Here is a 17,347-nt window from a genome sequence, read left to right on the forward strand (position 1 = left end):
TGGAAATTCACATAATTCATTTTACGAAGGTGAAAGTTGCTGCTGCATAAATCTTGTGGATTAGACAGGTTATTCAAACGCCAGGATTAGACACGCTGTTTCTACACTTGGAAGGTGGGGTTTTCTGAAAAAGGATCAAAATGAATATCTTTGATTGACTCCTATGGGAAAAGAAGTCGCAAAGGGAATATATGAGAAACACTGCGTTTTATCAGAACTCCTTATACAAATCAGTGTCAGTCAAGAAAGCGCTCAGAAGGGTCTTACCGAATTGAGCACGTTATTAGTAATAAATCATATCAAATCAAAGGAATGGAGCAAAATAAAACTATAGTTCCTGAATACCCGCCAAATAAAAAAAAGCACTTTGGTGGGTCATTCTTTATGCCTGAATATCTATATCATCCCTCAAAGCCCGTAAAGTTTATAGAGATTTTTTTCCATGAGTGAAATGGTACATTTTCTTGCATTTGTTACCCAAGGTCATTTAAGGGGGGCGTGTTTTCTCTGGTACACGAACTGTCCCACTCTTGTTGTATAGCTGAGTTTTAGAGGCAAAGCAAAAAAGTCTGCGAACACATATGTTTACAGGCTTCTTACTTTACTCCATTAGATTAAATAAACGTGAAACTAATTGTGACCACAGCCTCTTTTTTCACAAGTAACAGTTTCTGTTGTTTCCACCCAGTCTTCCGGATTATCGTCAATAATAGCCCCGCACCCAGTTTTGTGACTGGATTCCTTGATATGAACTTTGCCATTATCCGGCCCATTTCCAATGTACTTAATGTTTGGCATAACGTTCTCCTTTCAACTTTTTTAAATCATAATTTTATAAAATACACTATGACAAGTATAGAACAAAAACAAGAAAGATGTCGATATAAACATATCGACATCTTTCGACAAAACATTTGAAGCTACTGGTCAGAATCGAACTGACAACCCATGGTTGTTTTTAAGGGCGACTATTTCACGCTGTTCTTTTACCTTCAGCATCGTTCGATTTTTCTAACTTAACTGCCTGTTTCATTTCTCCAAGTGAGATGTATCCGACAAACTTATAGTAAATATCCACCCTCTGGCATTTGCTACCATCTGAGTTTTCAGTTTTCTCATGCACTACAATACGGTCGATTAATTCGTTGAGTATCTTCGTATTAAGTTCTTTTACATCTGTATAACTTTCTATTAGTTTAACAAAGTTTTCAGCATTTGTAAATATTTCGTCGGCTTTTTCAATCTCAGAGAGGAGCAATTTACTTTGCTCTTGTAATCGTTCCTGTTCATTTTCATAATCTTTTGACATGGTTGCATACCGCTCATCGCTGATTTTATCCAATGCGTTATCCTCATAGAGCTTATTTAAAATCTTATCCAATTCACTTAATCGCTTCTCTATGGAAGTAAGTTCACGTCTATACTTGGCAACTTCTTTCTTTTGCTTTTCAGTTTTAAGGGCAATTAGACCCTCCATATATTTTTGTGAAGCTTTCTTTGCAATTTGAGCATTACGTTGAATATCCTCAAGTACAAGCTGATTCAACGTTTTCCAACCGATAGCATGGGATGTACAACGCTGTTTACCGTAGTTTTTATAAACCCAGCAGGAAAAACCAGTGTATTTGCCCTTGTGCCTGTCGTAGGAAACATTCAGAGAAGAACCACAATCTGAGCATTTTACTAGCCCGGCAAAATATTGAATTTCTTCTTTAGCAACTGTTTCCCGGCGTCTAGACTGCATTAACTTTTGCACAGTATCCCATGTTTGCTGGGTGATGAGTGGCTCGTGCATATTCTCCACCAGAATCCAGTCTTCCTCTCCTGTTTTAACTCGTGTTTTATCATAGAATCCTTTAATTTTAGTTCTGCCAAACACGATATGTCCTAAATATACGGGGTTTGAGATAATGGAACGGATGGAGGTTGCATGCCAATCAAAGGGCTGTCTCCAGTAATCACTCTTATAAAAATCGGGATTGTTTCGGTTGAAGTATGCCTGAGGATTTAAGATATTACGTTCTCGGAGAATCTTCGTGATACGAACATAGCCGATACCTTCGCTGAACATTTTAAAGATTTCTCTTACCACTTCAGCCGCTTCAGTATCTACAATTAAATGGTGACGATCGCTAGGATCTTTTAAGTAACCAAAAGGTGCATGACTACCAAGGTATTTACCATCCATTGCTCTGGTGCGATGACCTACCTTAGTTTTGCGTGAACAGTCACGAACATACATAGAATTTATAACATTAGTAATTGGCATTAAAATATTATCCACACCATTTAGGGTGTCAATATTTTCTCCCAGTGCCATAAATCGTACGCTCTTTTCCTCAAAGTAATGTTCGATGTACAGACCCATTTGAGCGTATTCTCTACCAAATCGGGAGAGGTCTTTAACTATTACCATGTTGACCTTTCCATCGTCAATTGCCTTTATCATTCGCTTAAATGCAGGCCGCTCAAAATTAGTTCCGCTGAAGCCATCGTCACAGAAGCAGTCAAAAATTTCATATCCGTTTGCCTTTGCATAACTTGTAAGCAATGTTTTTTGTGTTTGTATACTGCCACTTTCGCCAACTTGCCCATCATCTTGACTGAGCCTGCAATAAAGTGCAGCCATATATTTATCTTGCTTCGCTAGCATAGTTTACCCCTTTCTCATGGCAGATTTGTTTACATATTAAATGTAAACCTACCTTATAATAACGAAGCGGTTTATGACAGTAATAATATATCCTAATTGCTATGCAATAGCTATAGCATTATCTACTGAAAAACCGTTCGTAATTTCGTCCGTGTCTGCTGTTTCAAAGGAGTTTTCTATCAGCTTACCAATATGATCAAACACTAAATCCTCACCCTCAAAAAAACTAAAGGTAACATAATTAACTCCTCTAATCTCGGTAGCATTCACACGCATTGAATCTTTATTTAAAATCATACTCATCCTCCTCCAGCTCAATCTTCCCACTGAAATTCTCAAAAAAATCATCATTTAACGGATAGCCGTTCTGATATTTAACAGCATTTTCGAAACTGCACCGCCTTTTTGTTGCATAAATTGCCTTTACACAATCAGTGCGAAGTCTTTTTAACTGCTCCGGAGTTACATCAATAGCAGAGGCAAGAACATTCATAAGCATGGATAGTTCCACCGAAAGTCTAAAAATATTGGGCATCGTTTGTTTCTCAATATCATTTATTCCTTGTCTTACGCCCGCCGCTACAGATTTATTTAGATACTCCTTGCTGTTGCCTGTTTCAAGATATCCTATGTAAAACTGTAACGCTTTTTCAATAAACTCACTGCGACTTTTGCATTTTTCTTTTCCTAAGTGATAGTCCATATCTTCAAGCAGTTCGCTGTTTATATTAATATTTAGTCTAGCCATTAGCCATCAACCCTTTCTTTATAGTAGGGATTATCTATTCCATTTTGTGATCCGCAATTGCTTCAAGGCAGAGTTTACCACGCAAGCCTTTAACCTCGCGCATGGCTCTTCCTCTTAAAATTTTTATTGTTTCATCATCTAATTCGATTTGTGCCGCTAAGATGTGCATAATCATTGAGAGTTCCACCGCATAGCGATAGAGACCTTTCGAAACTCTTTTGGATAGAGTATCTGTTTGCTTTTGAATTGCATCCGCCAGCTTTTCAGCAAAAATATCGCTTTCGTTTTCCAAAGTTTTAGTTGCAATGTGATCTTTAAGTGCCTCAATTATAAACTCGTTTTTAGATTTATAGCCGTAGGTTTCACTGAATTTTTCAAGCTGTTCCTGTAAGTCTTTGTCCATATAAATGGTTGTTTTTACTTTTTCGCTTTTCATCTGCTACATCTCCCTTTTCTTCTTGACACCACTACCTGTGCTTGTGGAAACGCTGTGTACTGGGGTTTATCGAGGTTTTATCATCACATTCAAACTCGATTATGACACCAAAGTCGGAAATACGGCGGGGTTTAATATCATCCCGTTACCTCCCACAAATCCCCTAACGGTGGGACTTTGCGGTGGGCATTGCCCTCCGCTGTGACTGCGGCGACACCGCCGCTTTATCCTGCAACTTTATCGAGTGGTGGGTTCACCTACCGTTTTGAGAACATCTTGAGCACAGTCCTAAGATGGGAATCTTTTAGATAATGCTATGAAACATCCCCTCATCTAAAACATTGGCACACCTTGTCAAATTTGCTCTCAAACTATAGCTTTGGCAGTATTACTCTACCTCCTTGTTACAATGGCACACAGGGGCGAACAGGGGGCAACGTTGGCAGAATTGCTTCTCACTGACAGTGCTGACGGCAAAGACGGTAAATTTATGGGGAGGTTTTCAACCGTCATACCGTCATTTTCACTTTTACCGTCATAAGAAAGTGTAAATTCTCGCCTTTCAAAGGTTCTGTTTTCTGAATAACTGATGCCGTTTTCCAATAAATAGCTCATATGCTTAATAATTTTCTTTTTTAGAATTGCTGGCGTAAATTCTGTTCCTTCATATTCTTTTAGCTTCTCTGCTAACTCTGTTGCTGTACCAGTAAAACCTTTAACCGACTTCATAAATTCAGAGAGAAGAATAATCACCTCATCAACTTTTTTCTGCTCCACTTCAATGGGTTGACGCAGTTCCCAAAGAAAAGTATCTTTGTTAAATTCTAAAAACAATTCTCGCTGTTCAATGTCACGGCCTGTACATATGAGTATCCCTCGGTTTTCAATTCTTTTTTCTTTCTGCAAGATGAAGTTAGTATCAGCTCCGCCAGCAATTCCACTTGTTCCGGAAATCATGTTCAGTGGATCGGTGTCACCAGTTTTTCTTAGGTGGTGAACTAAAACGATTGCAATTTTATATTTATCAGCTATTTGTTTTAGAGCATTGATATCATCATAGTCGGCTGCGTATAGATTTACATTTGTAGAAATATTGCTTCGAACTTTTTGCAGAGTATCAATTACGATTAAACCTGTTTCAGGATATTCTTTAATGAAGTTTTCAATCTGATTTTCTAAGCCGTTGCCGATGGTGTCGCTCATAATTGCAAAGTGCAAAGTGTGCGGTGCATCATCAGTAATTTCAAACAGTCTATTTTGGATTCGAGCAAAGCTGTCTTCAAGACAGAGATACAAAACCTCACTTTTCAGTGTTTCAAACTCCCAGATTTTTTCACCTTTCGCAACCTGTAAACAAATCCATAGAGATAACCAACTCTTACCGATTTTCGGTGAGCCCGCTAAAATATGCAGTCCTTGTGGAATCAGCCCTTCTACAATAAATCTCAGTTGTTGGAGCGGAGTGGTCATTAAGGTTTCGGCATCTATGGTTTCCAATTTTTTTGACATTTCTAACGCCTCCTAAATATAAATTAATTTTTGACCGTCTGTTCTAAAGTAGTTCCTGACCGGGAATCTCACCCCATCGTATTGCCTGCTCACTTTTTCAAGGTCGTTGCAAACATATCATCTTTAGCCGGTTCATTTACTTTTCAAGGTTCAAAAGTCACTGATTGATATTTTAAAATTTATCTGATACAATAATGGTAACAGATTAAAATAACTTTTCAATATCTTTTAGGCTTGTACCATAAGGTCAGGTACAACTGAAAAATTCATCTGATACAAAGGAAGCGAAATATATGATTGATGGAACAAAGAGAACAAACGAAAAAATAAATACCATCCAAGAATTCACCTTGATGTTTTGGCAAAACCAAATATTAATAGATAAGATTAAAATTCCTTTGGGACAGTGCACGACCGATATTTTAAATTTAAGCGATGACTATTTAACCCAGATGAATAACAGTCGCAATGAACTTGCTTTGGCTACCCAAACATTATTTAATCCAAACATAAATAAAGACCTTGCAAATGTTACTGAAATACAGAACAAGTTAAACAAGGTTTTAGACTTGGTACTTGCTTTACCACCATTTCATTATTTAATTGATAAAGACTTCGGTCACTCCATGCTTATAGATATTTTTAATGTTCAGCCAAATGAATTTCTGATATTAACAAATAGAGAAAGCCATCAGGGTCAGGTTCTAAATTACTTAATTTTTAAGCTGATTTCTATTATTGATGAAACCATAGCCTTTAAACAGTATATTTCGGCAATGCTTGAACTCTATTTTGAAAAACTAAAAAAACGTAATGAAGAGCATTACGCTGTTGGAGTTTACAGCTTTTTCGCAAATACAAAGCTTTTAAATGAAATCCGTATAACCTTGCCACCTTTGCCAAGCTTTGATTTTTCTCAAGCAAGAGAAGTAGGCATAGAATATGCTCCTATGCACAACCCCGATAACAAAAAACAATATTTGATCGCTGAGCGCATTGTTTTTAAAAGCATGGGCGGATTTTTGCACTTAGATTTCTTTCGAGGGTTAATGAAAGGGCATTGTCCCCGCCAATGTCATAACTGCGGTAAATACTTTTTGTTGCTTTCCGGGCATAACACTTGTTATTGTGCAAATGTTGCACCCAACCAGAAAAAAGAAGGTGATACAAAAACTTGTCGGGATATTGGCGCCCATATTAAAGAAACACAGAAAAAAGAAAAGCGTACCCCGGCACAGCAGGAGTACGCTAAGGTTTATAACCGATTGAAAACAAGAAAGAATCGTGGCAAGCTATCCATTGATGAATGGAACAAGCAAGTGGCACAAGCGATTTCTTATATGGAACAAAATATGCGAGGAGAACTGTCTGATTTTGAATTTAAGGAGATAATGAAAAAGTTTTGATTGTATGGGTGCCATGTTTCAAGGCACCCATATTTGCTTAACATCAGTCCATTACTCCCACCATTTTATTAATGTCACCATCACTCTCACCGATGATTGCACCACCCATACTTCCGATTTTATCGCCATTCTCATACATATCATCGCAGTAGATGCTCTCATTTGGCTCGTCATCGTCGTCTATCCAACCGAATCCTAAGAAGTAAACTTGTTTTTGACCTTCAATAACTCGTGTGTCACCCATTTTAGGATTGGATAGCTCAGTGAGTGTTGATTTAGTCCAATTAGTAGCAGTTTGTGTGGTAGCTGGCGGAGGTACGTTTGATTCTTCGTTTTCTGCCGGTTGCGTGGATGGTAATTCGAGAGATGGTTGTTTTGAATTCGCAATTCGATTTTTAATATGAGGTATTTCTTCCCCAACAGTGTTGTGTACCTGTGAGGATGAGGGATTATCTCTATGGATTTTTACGAACTCGGACTCAGGACAAATTCCAATGGAATTCGCATATTGTTTGGGGGTTTGCAGTGCTGCCATTGGCAGAGAAGCAATAATCAAGATAGTTGTAGAAGTTATTTTAACTTTAGTTTTCTTTTTCATCATGCTCTCCTTTTGGCATAAAAAAATGACCATGGTCATTGAGATTTCTTTTCTCACAACTATGGTCATAATAATTTTGTAATTCTGTTATAAGCTCTACACCAAGCATAAATCCTTGTATGAAACTTGCCTTGCTTTGATAGTTGCAAATCATTTCTTCAGCATCAATAATCCTAAGAACCATTTTTCTATCTCCCTCAGAGAGATTTTCAATCAGTAACTTATGATTTTCTTCAATCGAAGATTTTAACTCTGTCAACTCTTGTGGCTTATAAAAGCAGTGGTATAGATCGTCTAATCGTTTTGGCATTGTAGCACCTCCTTTGTTAGTTACAAAGGATATCACAAAGAATTGTTAATAGCTACTGAAATATTATAATTAGAACTTTCAAATATCCGTATCCATCAAGCTTTAAATTTCTAAAGCGACAAAACGACAGATTGCTTGTGTGAGAAGGGAGCATGCCCAACATCGTGCAATAAGCATGCATACTTAAATATATTTACTTCAGGGGTTATAGGGACTACTCAAGGGAAACCAAATCAAGGCAAGTCCATTCCCCCCCAAAACCTGATTTCCACCCTCACTTTCCCCTAAGATTTCTAAATAAAACATATTCCTCTATGGTTGAAATGACAACCAATCCTTAAAATTAACTGGACAATAGGACATTTCCTACTGTCAAACATAAAACTATATATGCCCACTTTTTTTTCTTCTTTATACTGCCATAACCCTATCAGTCCAAAGTTCACATTGGGTCATAACTGTCTGAACAGCATCTTCCATTCCCTCAGGCGGGTATTTATGTTTCTTTAATAACTTTTTAATGAGCATACGCATTCTGGCTCTTGCAGAATCTTTCTTTTGCCAGTCAATGGTTTTGTTCTTTTTCAGTGTATCAGTCAATTCCTTTGTAATAGCAATAAGTTCTGCATTTTCATAGAAATCCTTAATTGCTTGTGGTTTTGTCAGCGCATCATAAAATGCTAACTCATCCTCGGATAAACCGAGGGAATCTCCTTCAGCCTTTGCGGCTGCTATTTGTTTTGCCAAATTCATTAATTCTTCTATAACTTCTTCATTAGTAAGCATCCCATTGAGGTAAGCATTCATAGCACGCTGAATAATATCTGAAAACTTCTCTGACTTAACCACATTGGTTCTGCGATAAACTTGTATCTGTTCTGCGATAAGTTTTTTAAGTAGTTCAACCGCTAAATTTCTTTCCTTCATATTTGCAACTTCTTCTAAGAACTTAGGGTCGAATAGAGAAAACTCTTGCTGAACGTCTGAAAATAGATTGATAACTCCGTCGCTTTGAATGCTCTGTTTCAATAATTCGTTGATATGAGCGTTCATCTCCGGTAGTGAAATTTTCTTACCTGTGCCTTGATTTGTCAGTCTCATAACGAGAACACGGACAGATTCAAAAAAGGCTGCTTCCAGACGCATAGATTTTTCTACCAATGACGAACAAAGAGATAATGCCTGGTGTAGCATAAGTGCTTCCTTGACAAAAATATCTTTCTCCGCTTCTTTTTCACGAGCAATAATAAAGTTCACTGCACCACTAATGGTCTTTGCTCGCTCTAAATTCGTTCCATCCATAAACTTTGAATAGTCAAATCCATGAAACATATCCTGACAAACGGATAGTTTTTCAAGGAACTTTGGATAAGCAACCTTGCTAACATCCGTATCACCGTAATTCTTTTTATCCCGCTTAGTGTAGTCATTCATGGCTTGCTTTAGGGCAGAGGCTATACCAACATAGTCTACAACCAAGCCGCCCTCTTTATCACCAAATACACGGTTTACTCTTGCTATGGCCTGCATAAGGTTATGACCGCTCATAGGCTTGTACACATACATAGTAGCAAGAGAAGGAACGTCAAACCCTGTCAACCACATATCCACCACAATGGCTATTTTGAGTGGACTGCTGTTGTCCTTAAACTTCTTGGCAAGTTCGTCTTTATGAGATTTATTACCGATAATCTCTCGCCAGTCTTCTGGGTCTTTATTACTAGATGTCATAACCACAGCAATTTTCTCTGTCCAGTCGGGGTGAATGGCAAGGATTTTTCTATATATCTGAAGTGCTATACCTCTTGAATAAGCGACTATCATTGCCTTACCTGTTAACTCATTGGCTCTGTAATTCTCGTAGTGGTCAAGGATATCTGCCACCAACGAATCCAAGGTAGAATCCGCCCCTAATATGGCTTCCATTTTACCTAGTGTTTGCTTGCTTTTTTGAATAACATCAGAATCAGCATTTTCAGCCATAAGGTCATATTCACTATCAATCAGTTGTAGGGTTTCTTTGTCTAGGTTAAGTTTAATGACACGGCTTTCGTAGTAAACAGGTCTTGTCGCTCCGTCCTCTACCGCTTGGGTCATATCATAAACGTCTATGTAATCACCAAATACTTCCCGAGTGCTGCGGTCTTTTGATGAAATGGGGGTCCCTGTGAATCCGATATAAGTAGCATTTGGTAGGCTGTTTCTGATAATACGAGCCGTTCCAATTACCACCTTTGCTTCTTCTTCGCCTTGTTCATTAGTCACCAGTTTGACCTTTTCATCCAAGCCATACTGTCCTCTGTGTGCCTCGTCCGCCATGACGATAATATTTCTGCGCTTGGATAGTGGCTCTTGGGATTCTTCAAACTTCTGCATAGTGGTGAAGAATATACCGTTTGCTTTTCTTCCTGCAAGTAGGGTCTTCAAATGCTCTCTGCTTTGGGCTTGTACTGGGTCTTGACGCAGAAAATCCTTGCACTTTGCAAACTGCCCAAACAGTTGGTCATCCAAGTCATTTCTATCTGTCAGCACAACAATAGTGGGGCTATCCAATGCCTCTTGCAGCAGATGTGCATAGAACACCATAGACAAGGATTTACCGCTACCTTGTGTATGCCAGAACACACCACCTTTTCCGTCTGTCACTGTTGCATGTTTGGTTGATTCAACGGCTTTTTTTACCGCAAAATACTGGTGGTATCCTGCTAATATCTTAATCATAGAAGAACCGTCATTTGAAAAACAGATAAAATTCTTGATTAAATCGAGTAACCGCTCTTTTGAAAACATGCCTTCAAAAAACGTGTCAAACTGGGCATACTGCGTGTTTTCATAATCCCCGTCTTTGGTTTTCCACTCCATAAACCTATCTTCACCCGAGGTGATAGTGCCAGACTTTGAGGTCAGTTGGTCGCTCAACACACAGACAACATTATAGATAAACATAGAAGGTATCTCATGCATATAGTTGCGTAGTTGCAAATACGCCTCTGACGCATCCGTTTCTTCACGAGATGGGGATTTTAACTCTACTAAAACCACAGGCAGACCATTTAAGAACAAAATAACATCAGGTCTTTTCTCACTGTTCTCAACAAAGGTCCATTGGTTGGTAATGATAAAGGAATTGTTGTCTATGTTCTCAAAATCCACCAGATAGATAAGCATCGAGCGTTCTTCACCTTTTTCAAGATAGCGAACCTCTACGCCATTTTGGAGATAGTCCATAAACACAGCGTTTTTCTGTACAAGCTCGCCATTTTCAAAGTTCTTAATCTTGAAGATAGCGTCCTGTATTGCGTCATAGGGTGCCCCTTTGTTAATCCGTCTCAGGCTTTCTTCCAACACTTCATCATAAAGAGGGCTTGCAAAATCACGCTCCACATTAGGGCCATAAGCATAAGTGTAGCCAAGGTCACGGAATAATTCTAATATTGAGTTTTCGTAATCTGCCTCGGTGTAAAATGCTGACATATCAAATCCCCCCTATATAAATACAGTGCGATTCTCTTCGCAATATTTTAGAACATATTGTAGCCAAGAATCATACCAATACCATGTATTAGCCACCATTACCCCATAACCATTGCCTTTATCTTTTGCGTTTTTAGATTTCCAAAGTACGGTATGCTTTGTCATTGAGAATTTACTATATCCCTTCGATTTAACATTCGCAACAATTTGACTCGGCAAATACTTTGTTCGCTCAGTTTCCTTAATTAACGCATAGGTTTTCTCTAATCCCTCAGCCAAAGGTGAATCACTTTTAATAAACTCAACCACTTTATCCGCTTGACCTTTCCTGTTAACGTTTACAGGAAGAAAAACAACCCTGTATGCATACCGAGAATTCTTTAACGAATCTTCTGAAAGTTCATTTTCAAAATCCACTATAAAATTTTGGATATTGGTAGTTATATGAGTATTGACTCTTAATTCTTGCTGTTGCTCAGGTGATAGTGGTGAAAATTGAATGGCTAAGGACAGTTCTTTACTCAGATTGTATTTATCTCCAAATAGATTGGTAATGTAATAATCAAAATTGATTGCACAGGCTTGGAGTTTAGCACTAAGGTACTCATCAATTTTATCTGTCATTTGGTGCTCTATTTCGTGTCGTATGCCTATCAAAAACCGCAAATTTGCAATAGTATCTTTATCAAGTGGGCATTCATCACAATTAAGGCAACGTTCTAGTTCCCAGTGCTTATAAGCACCGTATTTCGTTTTATCATAATTTTTCTTTTTTCCGTTTGAGTGATAATACCTGTAATCTATTTTCTTATCTCGATAATACGCATGTAATAAATAAGTCCAACCTATGACGGCAAGAGAAATAAAGGACTCTGCCTTAAATGTGACCTGTGGATTATTATAAATTTGCACTGCTGCAAGAACCGCTTCTCTAGATTTCTTTACAAGTTCATTCTTAACAGATTTTATACGTCTTTTAGCCACTTAAAACAGCCCTCCTTTATTAGATTATATTTGTATATCAGACACGTCTATCTCGCCAGACATGAGTTTTGGGAGTAGGGTGTCACGAAGTGAAGATAGTCTAAAATTCTCAATCTTATTAGATATAATCATTTCATAAATGGGTTCTAGAAGTCCCCCAATTTTAGCATAATCTCTTTCCGACGGAATTAAGACTTCGGCTTTTTTCAACTCGTCCCGTTTTATGTGTCCCATAGTTGTTGCTTTATCAGCGGCAACAGCAATAAATCGCTCAAGGTGAAATTCAGTCCAAGAATAATAAAACCACTTGTCATACTTATTTGATGTCACTTTAAATAAATGCTGATTTAGCCCACAAGTTCCACCACACCAAAAATCTACAAGCAAACTTCCTGACCAAGAGAAAATAACGTCACCATTATTGATAATATATTCCGATTTAATACTTGAAGAGCATAAGTCACTACTATCATCACATGAGCCTCGCCTTAATTCTTTAATCTTCAAAACAGGCATTCCAACCTCATTATCAAGCGGACGATATTTTTGCATAGCCAATCCATTCAAATAGTCGGCAATATCCAAAAGACACCCCTGTTCCCAATCTTCAGGGCAAACACCACCCCATGGCTCAAAATCCACAAACCAAGACTTGAAAATAGCCTGTGCCTGCTGCTCCAAGTTTTCATTTATCTTGTTGTTGAGTTCAATTTTTTCATCAAAGGCAGAGATAATTGAGGATATTTTTTGCTGTGTTTCTATATTTGGAATTGGTACGCTTAAAATGCGAAGTGTTTTCATTGGAATTGTTGGTTGTCCGCTACCTACTATATGACTTGTCATCTGTTGATAAAATAAATAGCTACGAACATAGGCGTATAAATAGTATGCATCGACAAGTTCAGCATTAGGCGTTATTTTGCATATATTGGGAGCTAAATGATATTTGTCGTTTTCAGAAATAATTGCACAATCGCCATAGCCATTTCCTGTATAGGTTAATAAGATGTCATTAATATATAACTTGCTACGCACTAAACTATCAGATACATTCCGATGTATTCTTTTTATATCTGTCAAATCTAGTTTGCCGTTACGAAGATTTAATGCTCTTAGCGCAATTATTTCTCCTTCTTTTGTATATTCAATGTATTTTGTAAATTCAAAGCCAGCCAGTTTAGTAACCTCTGCAATATCACCTAAATCTTTTGTTGTCCACTTAGACCTCATACCCAATCGCCCCCAGTTTCTCTCTTATCTGCTGCTCTAGGGCATGGGATTTACTAAACATTTCAGACAGTTCAGCGATAAGGCGGGGCATTTTCTCCTCAAATGGTTCTCCGTCTTCCTCTTGTTCCTCTATGCCCACATAGCGTCCAGGGGTTAGGATATAGTCCTGCTTTGCAATATCGGCAGTTTCCACCACAGCACAAAATCCCTTTACATCCTCCAAAGTTCCTTCTTGGAATGTCGTAAAGGTGTCTGCCAAGGTGTTAATATCTTCTTCAGTAAAATCTCTGTGTTTACGGTCTACCATATAGCCCATTTTGCGAGCATCAATAAATAAGGTCTTTCCCTTTTGCTGCTTGTTCTTACTGATAAACCATAAGGTAACAGGAATAGTTACACTATAAAAAAGTTGAGTAGGCATGGCAACAATGCCCTCTACCAAGTCGTCCTCAATAATACGCTTGCGAATTTCACCCTCACCGCTAGTTTGCGAGGACAAAGCACCATTTGCCAGCACAAGACCTATTTTACCATTAGGGCCTAAGTGGTGAATCATATGTTGAATCCATGCGTAGTTGGCATTACCAGAAGGTGGTGTACCATATTTCCAACGCACGTCATCCTTTAATTTATCTTGTCCCCAGTTAGAGAGGTTAAAGGGCGGGTTAGCCATAATAAAATCAGCCTTTAAGGACTTGTGCAGGTCATTAAAGAAAGTATCTGCTTGATATGGCCCAAAGTCTGCGTCAATTCCACGAATCGCCATATTCATTTTTGCCATTTTCCAAGTGTCAGCATTGGATTCTTGACCATAGACAGAGATGCGATTGCGATTTCCGTTATGTGCTTGCAGAAACTTGACTGACTGAACAAACATACCACCAGAGCCACAGCAAGGGTCATATACTCGGCAATCCTCAAAAGGCTTTAGGATAGATACAATGGTTTTTACAATACTTGCAGGGGTGTAGAACTCACCGCCTTTAACACCTTCATAAGCGGCAAATTGACCGATGCAGTATTCATAGGTTCTACCAAGTAAATCTTGGCTTTCTTCAGTACCGTCCATATCCATATTAGTAAACAGGTCAACAACATCACCCAAAACACGCTTGTCCAAATCTGGGCTTGCATAGTTCTTAGGTAATACATTTTTAAGTGTTTTATTTTCAGCCTCAATGGCTCTCATTGCGTTGTCAATGACAGTTCCAATTTCAGGGGTATGAGCAGCAGCGGAAATGTAAGACCAACGTGCTTCTTCCGGAACAAAGAAAATATTATCTTCTGCATACGCGTCTCTGTCATCCTCAAAGCCGTCCCCCTCAGCAACTAGAACTTCATATTTCTTCTCAAATGCACTAGAGATATAGCGTAGGAAGATAAGTCCTACAATTACTTTTCTATATTCAGCCGCCGGGATATGCCCCCACAGTACGCAGGCAGCGTCCCAAATTTGCTTTTCAAATCCTATTTTAATGCTGTTATCAGCCATGAGATTTCCCCCTAAGAGTATATAATTCTACATATTTCTTCCATTATATCACAGCGAACCTTTGGACACAATTACAACATAAACCCTATTTTTTGTAAGTGTATTTTCAAAAATAGTTGTCTGTTTAGCATAATTGGGAAAGAAAAAATCCCCTCAAACCCTTATGGCTCTAGAGCTAGAGAGGTGTCTCAAGGGAAAAGAACTCTTGGGAAGGGGATTTTTGACCCTGAATTGACTGATTTTTCCCTTCAAATTCCCTTGAGATTTTCAAAAACGTATTTTTCAGTATGGTTGAAACTACAACCAATTCACCAAATTAATCCATGAACATAAATACAAAACCCCTTGACAATAGGACGTTTCCTACTGTCAAGGGGCTTAATTTGTTGGTACTACTTGTTTCCGAAGTATTTTTATTCAAATATAGGCAACACCATTTAGTTCATCCTAGTTATTACCACCAATATCAATTTGGGTCACGATAACTATCCTCAGAGGGAGTTTTTGAAGGCCAATTCAAGCAAAAACTGATTTTAAATTAAAAAATCATATATATTGGTTTGAGTTCTGTCTACCAATATTTTAGGGTCTGTAAGGACTGAATACAATGTTTCCTTCACTAGCTTATAGTCTTCTGCTTGAAACTTATAATAATCAGTATCATTATCGGCCTCTCCAATTTGCAGATGAACTCTATTTCTTAATTTTCTTAAAGCACTTATTTTGGAGAAATACTCACTTTTAATTTCAAGTAGTCCTTTATCTTTTATCTTATTTATAATACTTTTAAAATCCATTTCCTTTTCAGATTTACTCCCTTTTTCAAATATATGTATCTCCATTTTTCGTTTTTGTTCTTCTTCTGAGTATTCAGTAGTTTTAACTATGCCAATATTATTCCATCCATCTGTCATAGACCACTGCCCACTCTTTTTTAATACTTGATAAAATATAGCCTCGACAATTGACATAGCGGTTATGATATAAGTTTTATATATTAGACATTTGACAATGCTATGAAAGTCTATTTCATTAATTTGTAATTGTAGATATTGAAGATATTGCAAATTATATGAAATGTTATTCTTTATATGAGTGTCTATATCCTCTAAAATCCCTTGCGAAACAGCTTTTTTAAATGGGTCTACTATCGTAGGTTTCCATCTGTCATTGTAAGTAATTTCATTTTTGAGCAATAGCGTTTCAAAATCGGACATCCCTGCAGTTCTTTTCAGTGACACAAAAACACCTCTTTAATTTGAAATATAATAAAAAAATATGTTGATTGAATTAACGGAGGTCTAATAAAATTTAAGTTAGGTATTTTGATATAACCATATTAAAATATCTTCTGTCATTCTTAATCCCATAAATGCATCTGTCATATCAGTATCTTCAATATCCACTGTTTTATCATCGACCAGATTACCTTCATTTATATGCGGGCCTAAATCACAAAGATATGAGTAAAGGCGATATATAAGTCTAAACCGAGGATAATTATAATTGTCTGCCTTATTGTATTTCAAAATATCTTTTGGATTTGATATATTTGCAATATTTTTGTCTTTCTTACATACTTGTTGAAGACCATAGTCCCAATCCTTTTTGTCAGATTTTTTATAACTTAGAATACCAGTTATGATATTCCTACAGTGAGTAAGGCATCCAACTGGGTCACTAGAACCATATGCCTTTCTGGCATCCTCATAACTTTTTAAAATATTAGGATAATTTTCACTTAGCCAAGTATTAATTAAATTCGCCTCTTCACTTGTTTGTGTACTTAAATAGGTGAAAGGTGAGGCTATTAATTTGGTTCCATCTAATGTTATATCTAAGCCTAACATATTAAGATTGTGTCTAAGTAACAAAAAATTTGTACTTGGATTATTTGCCAAGAGTTCGTTTGCTTTTTCATTGGATTTTAAATCTCTAACATACTCTACAATATCTACATATTTGTTGGTGTAATTTCTTGTTGTTATTGATTCAGTCACATTTTCATCAAATGCTTGATACAATGTTATTTTATCTAAAATACTATTAAATAAAAGCAACATAGACTTGAATTCAATATTTTGTAATATTTCTAACAAGGCTGAAAAGCACCTATCATTATGATAATAATAATCTTCCCAACTAATTTGTTTATGAGACACTACTAGGTTTATATGGTAAGTTTCATACGTTACTCCCATTCCCGCATTATAAAATATCTTCTTCCATATATCTATTGAGGGGAGTAAAAGTTTATCACCAGATAGTATATCTGCTATTTTAGAAATAGCAATATTTTGGTTTTTATCCATTATGGTCACTCCTTATAATCATCTATTCAAATTATACCATAATTCTCCAAAAAATGCGCCTGTAATAGTCCACTTCTATTATATTAAAAATTCAATTTATCTAGCAAATCATTCTCATCCTCATAGTGATATGCTGATAATATCTCATTGTAGTTTGCTTCTTTTGAATGGCCAAGCCTTTCCCTTTGCTACAAT

General features: G+C 37.2%; 15 protein-coding genes. 1 reads left to right on the plus strand and 14 read right to left on the minus strand.

Annotated features, from left to right (window positions below; all coding sequences use genetic code 11):
* Nucleotides 1–630: 630 nt before the first annotated feature.
* The 6 genes from P9Q65_RS03835 to P9Q65_RS03860 all read right to left on the minus strand — a co-directional run bounded on the left by P9Q65_RS03835 (nucleotide 631) and on the right by P9Q65_RS03860 (nucleotide 5,346).
* The gene (locus P9Q65_RS03835; RefSeq protein ID WP_304507956.1) at nucleotides 631–798 is read right to left on the minus strand and encodes a hypothetical protein; all 168 of its coding nucleotides are present in this window, start codon (nucleotides 796–798) and stop codon (nucleotides 631–633) included.
* A gap of 175 nt (nucleotides 799–973) precedes the next feature.
* Nucleotides 974–2,653 carry a recombinase family protein gene (locus tag P9Q65_RS03840; protein ID WP_304507958.1) on the minus strand — a complete coding sequence of 560 codons (1,680 nt, stop codon included), beginning with the start codon at nucleotides 2,651–2,653 and terminating at the stop codon, nucleotides 974–976.
* A gap of 99 nt (nucleotides 2,654–2,752) precedes the next feature.
* Nucleotides 2,753–2,950, minus strand: a complete 198-nt coding sequence (locus P9Q65_RS03845; RefSeq protein WP_304507960.1) for a hypothetical protein — start codon at nucleotides 2,948–2,950, stop codon at nucleotides 2,753–2,755.
* On the minus strand, nucleotides 2,937–3,401 hold the full coding sequence (locus P9Q65_RS03850) for a CopG family ribbon-helix-helix protein (protein WP_304507961.1): 465 nt from the start codon (nucleotides 3,399–3,401) through the stop codon (nucleotides 2,937–2,939). The genes P9Q65_RS03845 and P9Q65_RS03850 overlap by 14 nt, the downstream gene beginning before the upstream one ends.
* Nucleotides 3,402–3,435: 34 nt before the next feature.
* Nucleotides 3,436–3,837, minus strand: a complete 402-nt coding sequence (locus P9Q65_RS03855; protein WP_304507963.1) for a ribbon-helix-helix domain-containing protein — start codon at nucleotides 3,835–3,837, stop codon at nucleotides 3,436–3,438.
* Between the two features lie 393 nt (nucleotides 3,838–4,230).
* Nucleotides 4,231–5,346: an AAA family ATPase gene (locus tag P9Q65_RS03860; RefSeq protein WP_304507965.1), complete on the minus strand. Its 1,116-nt coding sequence runs from the start codon at nucleotides 5,344–5,346 to the stop codon at nucleotides 4,231–4,233.
* Between the two features lie 293 nt (nucleotides 5,347–5,639).
* Between P9Q65_RS03860 and P9Q65_RS03865 the strand changes: the two genes are divergently transcribed.
* Nucleotides 5,640–6,752 carry a DUF6076 domain-containing protein gene (locus P9Q65_RS03865; RefSeq protein WP_304507967.1) on the plus strand — a complete coding sequence of 371 codons (1,113 nt, stop codon included), beginning with the start codon at nucleotides 5,640–5,642 and terminating at the stop codon, nucleotides 6,750–6,752.
* A 43-nt stretch (nucleotides 6,753–6,795) separates the two neighbouring features.
* Here P9Q65_RS03865 and P9Q65_RS03870 read toward each other — a convergent pair whose 3' ends face one another.
* The 8 genes from P9Q65_RS03870 to P9Q65_RS03905 all read right to left on the minus strand — a co-directional run bounded on the left by P9Q65_RS03870 (nucleotide 6,796) and on the right by P9Q65_RS03905 (nucleotide 17,152).
* Entirely contained in the window at nucleotides 6,796–7,350 is a 555-nt protein-coding gene (locus P9Q65_RS03870) for a DUF6550 family protein (RefSeq protein WP_304507968.1), read from the minus strand.
* A complete protein-coding gene (locus P9Q65_RS03875) occupies nucleotides 7,334–7,660 on the minus strand; it encodes a DUF6809 family protein (protein WP_304507970.1) in 327 nt (108 codons plus the stop codon). The genes P9Q65_RS03870 and P9Q65_RS03875 overlap by 17 nt, the downstream gene beginning before the upstream one ends.
* 411 nt (nucleotides 7,661–8,071) lie before the next feature.
* Nucleotides 8,072–11,134, minus strand: coding sequence for a type I restriction endonuclease subunit R (locus P9Q65_RS03880; protein WP_304507971.1), 3,063 nt, complete (start codon nucleotides 11,132–11,134; stop codon nucleotides 8,072–8,074).
* A 12-nt stretch (nucleotides 11,135–11,146) separates the two neighbouring features.
* Nucleotides 11,147–12,118 carry a DUF3644 domain-containing protein gene (locus P9Q65_RS03885; protein ID WP_304507973.1) on the minus strand — a complete coding sequence of 324 codons (972 nt, stop codon included), beginning with the start codon at nucleotides 12,116–12,118 and terminating at the stop codon, nucleotides 11,147–11,149.
* A gap of 24 nt (nucleotides 12,119–12,142) precedes the next feature.
* The gene (locus tag P9Q65_RS03890; RefSeq protein WP_304507974.1) at nucleotides 12,143–13,348 is read right to left on the minus strand and encodes a restriction endonuclease subunit S; all 1,206 of its coding nucleotides are present in this window, start codon (nucleotides 13,346–13,348) and stop codon (nucleotides 12,143–12,145) included.
* Nucleotides 13,338–14,840, minus strand: a complete 1,503-nt coding sequence (locus P9Q65_RS03895) for a type I restriction-modification system subunit M (RefSeq protein WP_304507975.1) — start codon at nucleotides 14,838–14,840, stop codon at nucleotides 13,338–13,340. The genes P9Q65_RS03890 and P9Q65_RS03895 overlap by 11 nt, the downstream gene beginning before the upstream one ends.
* Before the next feature lie 533 nt (nucleotides 14,841–15,373).
* Nucleotides 15,374–16,081 carry a hypothetical protein gene (locus P9Q65_RS03900; RefSeq protein WP_304507977.1) on the minus strand — a complete coding sequence of 236 codons (708 nt, stop codon included), beginning with the start codon at nucleotides 16,079–16,081 and terminating at the stop codon, nucleotides 15,374–15,376.
* A gap of 75 nt (nucleotides 16,082–16,156) precedes the next feature.
* Nucleotides 16,157–17,152, minus strand: coding sequence for a hypothetical protein (locus tag P9Q65_RS03905; RefSeq protein ID WP_304507979.1), 996 nt, complete (start codon nucleotides 17,150–17,152; stop codon nucleotides 16,157–16,159).
* Nucleotides 17,153–17,347: the final 195 nt, after the last annotated feature.

This window comes from Anaerotignum sp. (assembly GCF_030625865.1).
In the GTDB taxonomy this organism is placed as follows: domain Bacteria; phylum Bacillota; class Clostridia; order Lachnospirales; family Anaerotignaceae; genus Chakrabartyella.

What these genes read in the sequence shown, in the direction of transcription:
- P9Q65_RS03835 (WP_304507956.1), bottom strand. Translation starts at nt 798, where the DNA reads ATGCCAAACATTAAGTACATTGGAAATGGGCCGGATAATGGCAAAGTT.
- P9Q65_RS03840 (WP_304507958.1), bottom strand. Translation starts at nt 2,653, where the DNA reads ATGCTAGCGAAGCAAGATAAATATATGGCTGCACTTTATTGCAGGCTC.
- P9Q65_RS03845 (WP_304507960.1), bottom strand. Translation starts at nt 2,950, where the DNA reads ATGATTTTAAATAAAGATTCAATGCGTGTGAATGCTACCGAGATTAGA.
- P9Q65_RS03850 (WP_304507961.1), bottom strand. Translation starts at nt 3,401, where the DNA reads ATGGCTAGACTAAATATTAATATAAACAGCGAACTGCTTGAAGATATG.
- P9Q65_RS03855 (WP_304507963.1), bottom strand. Translation starts at nt 3,837, where the DNA reads ATGAAAAGCGAAAAAGTAAAAACAACCATTTATATGGACAAAGACTTA.
- P9Q65_RS03860 (WP_304507965.1), bottom strand. Translation starts at nt 5,346, where the DNA reads ATGTCAAAAAAATTGGAAACCATAGATGCCGAAACCTTAATGACCACT.
- P9Q65_RS03865 (WP_304507967.1), top strand. Translation starts at nt 5,640, where the DNA reads ATGATTGATGGAACAAAGAGAACAAACGAAAAAATAAATACCATCCAA.
- P9Q65_RS03870 (WP_304507968.1), bottom strand. Translation starts at nt 7,350, where the DNA reads ATGAAAAAGAAAACTAAAGTTAAAATAACTTCTACAACTATCTTGATT.
- P9Q65_RS03875 (WP_304507970.1), bottom strand. Translation starts at nt 7,660, where the DNA reads ATGCCAAAACGATTAGACGATCTATACCACTGCTTTTATAAGCCACAA.
- P9Q65_RS03880 (WP_304507971.1), bottom strand. Translation starts at nt 11,134, where the DNA reads ATGTCAGCATTTTACACCGAGGCAGATTACGAAAACTCAATATTAGAA.
- P9Q65_RS03890 (WP_304507974.1), bottom strand. Translation starts at nt 13,348, where the DNA reads ATGAGGTCTAAGTGGACAACAAAAGATTTAGGTGATATTGCAGAGGTT.
- P9Q65_RS03895 (WP_304507975.1), bottom strand. Translation starts at nt 14,840, where the DNA reads ATGGCTGATAACAGCATTAAAATAGGATTTGAAAAGCAAATTTGGGAC.
- P9Q65_RS03905 (WP_304507979.1), bottom strand. Translation starts at nt 17,152, where the DNA reads ATGGATAAAAACCAAAATATTGCTATTTCTAAAATAGCAGATATACTA.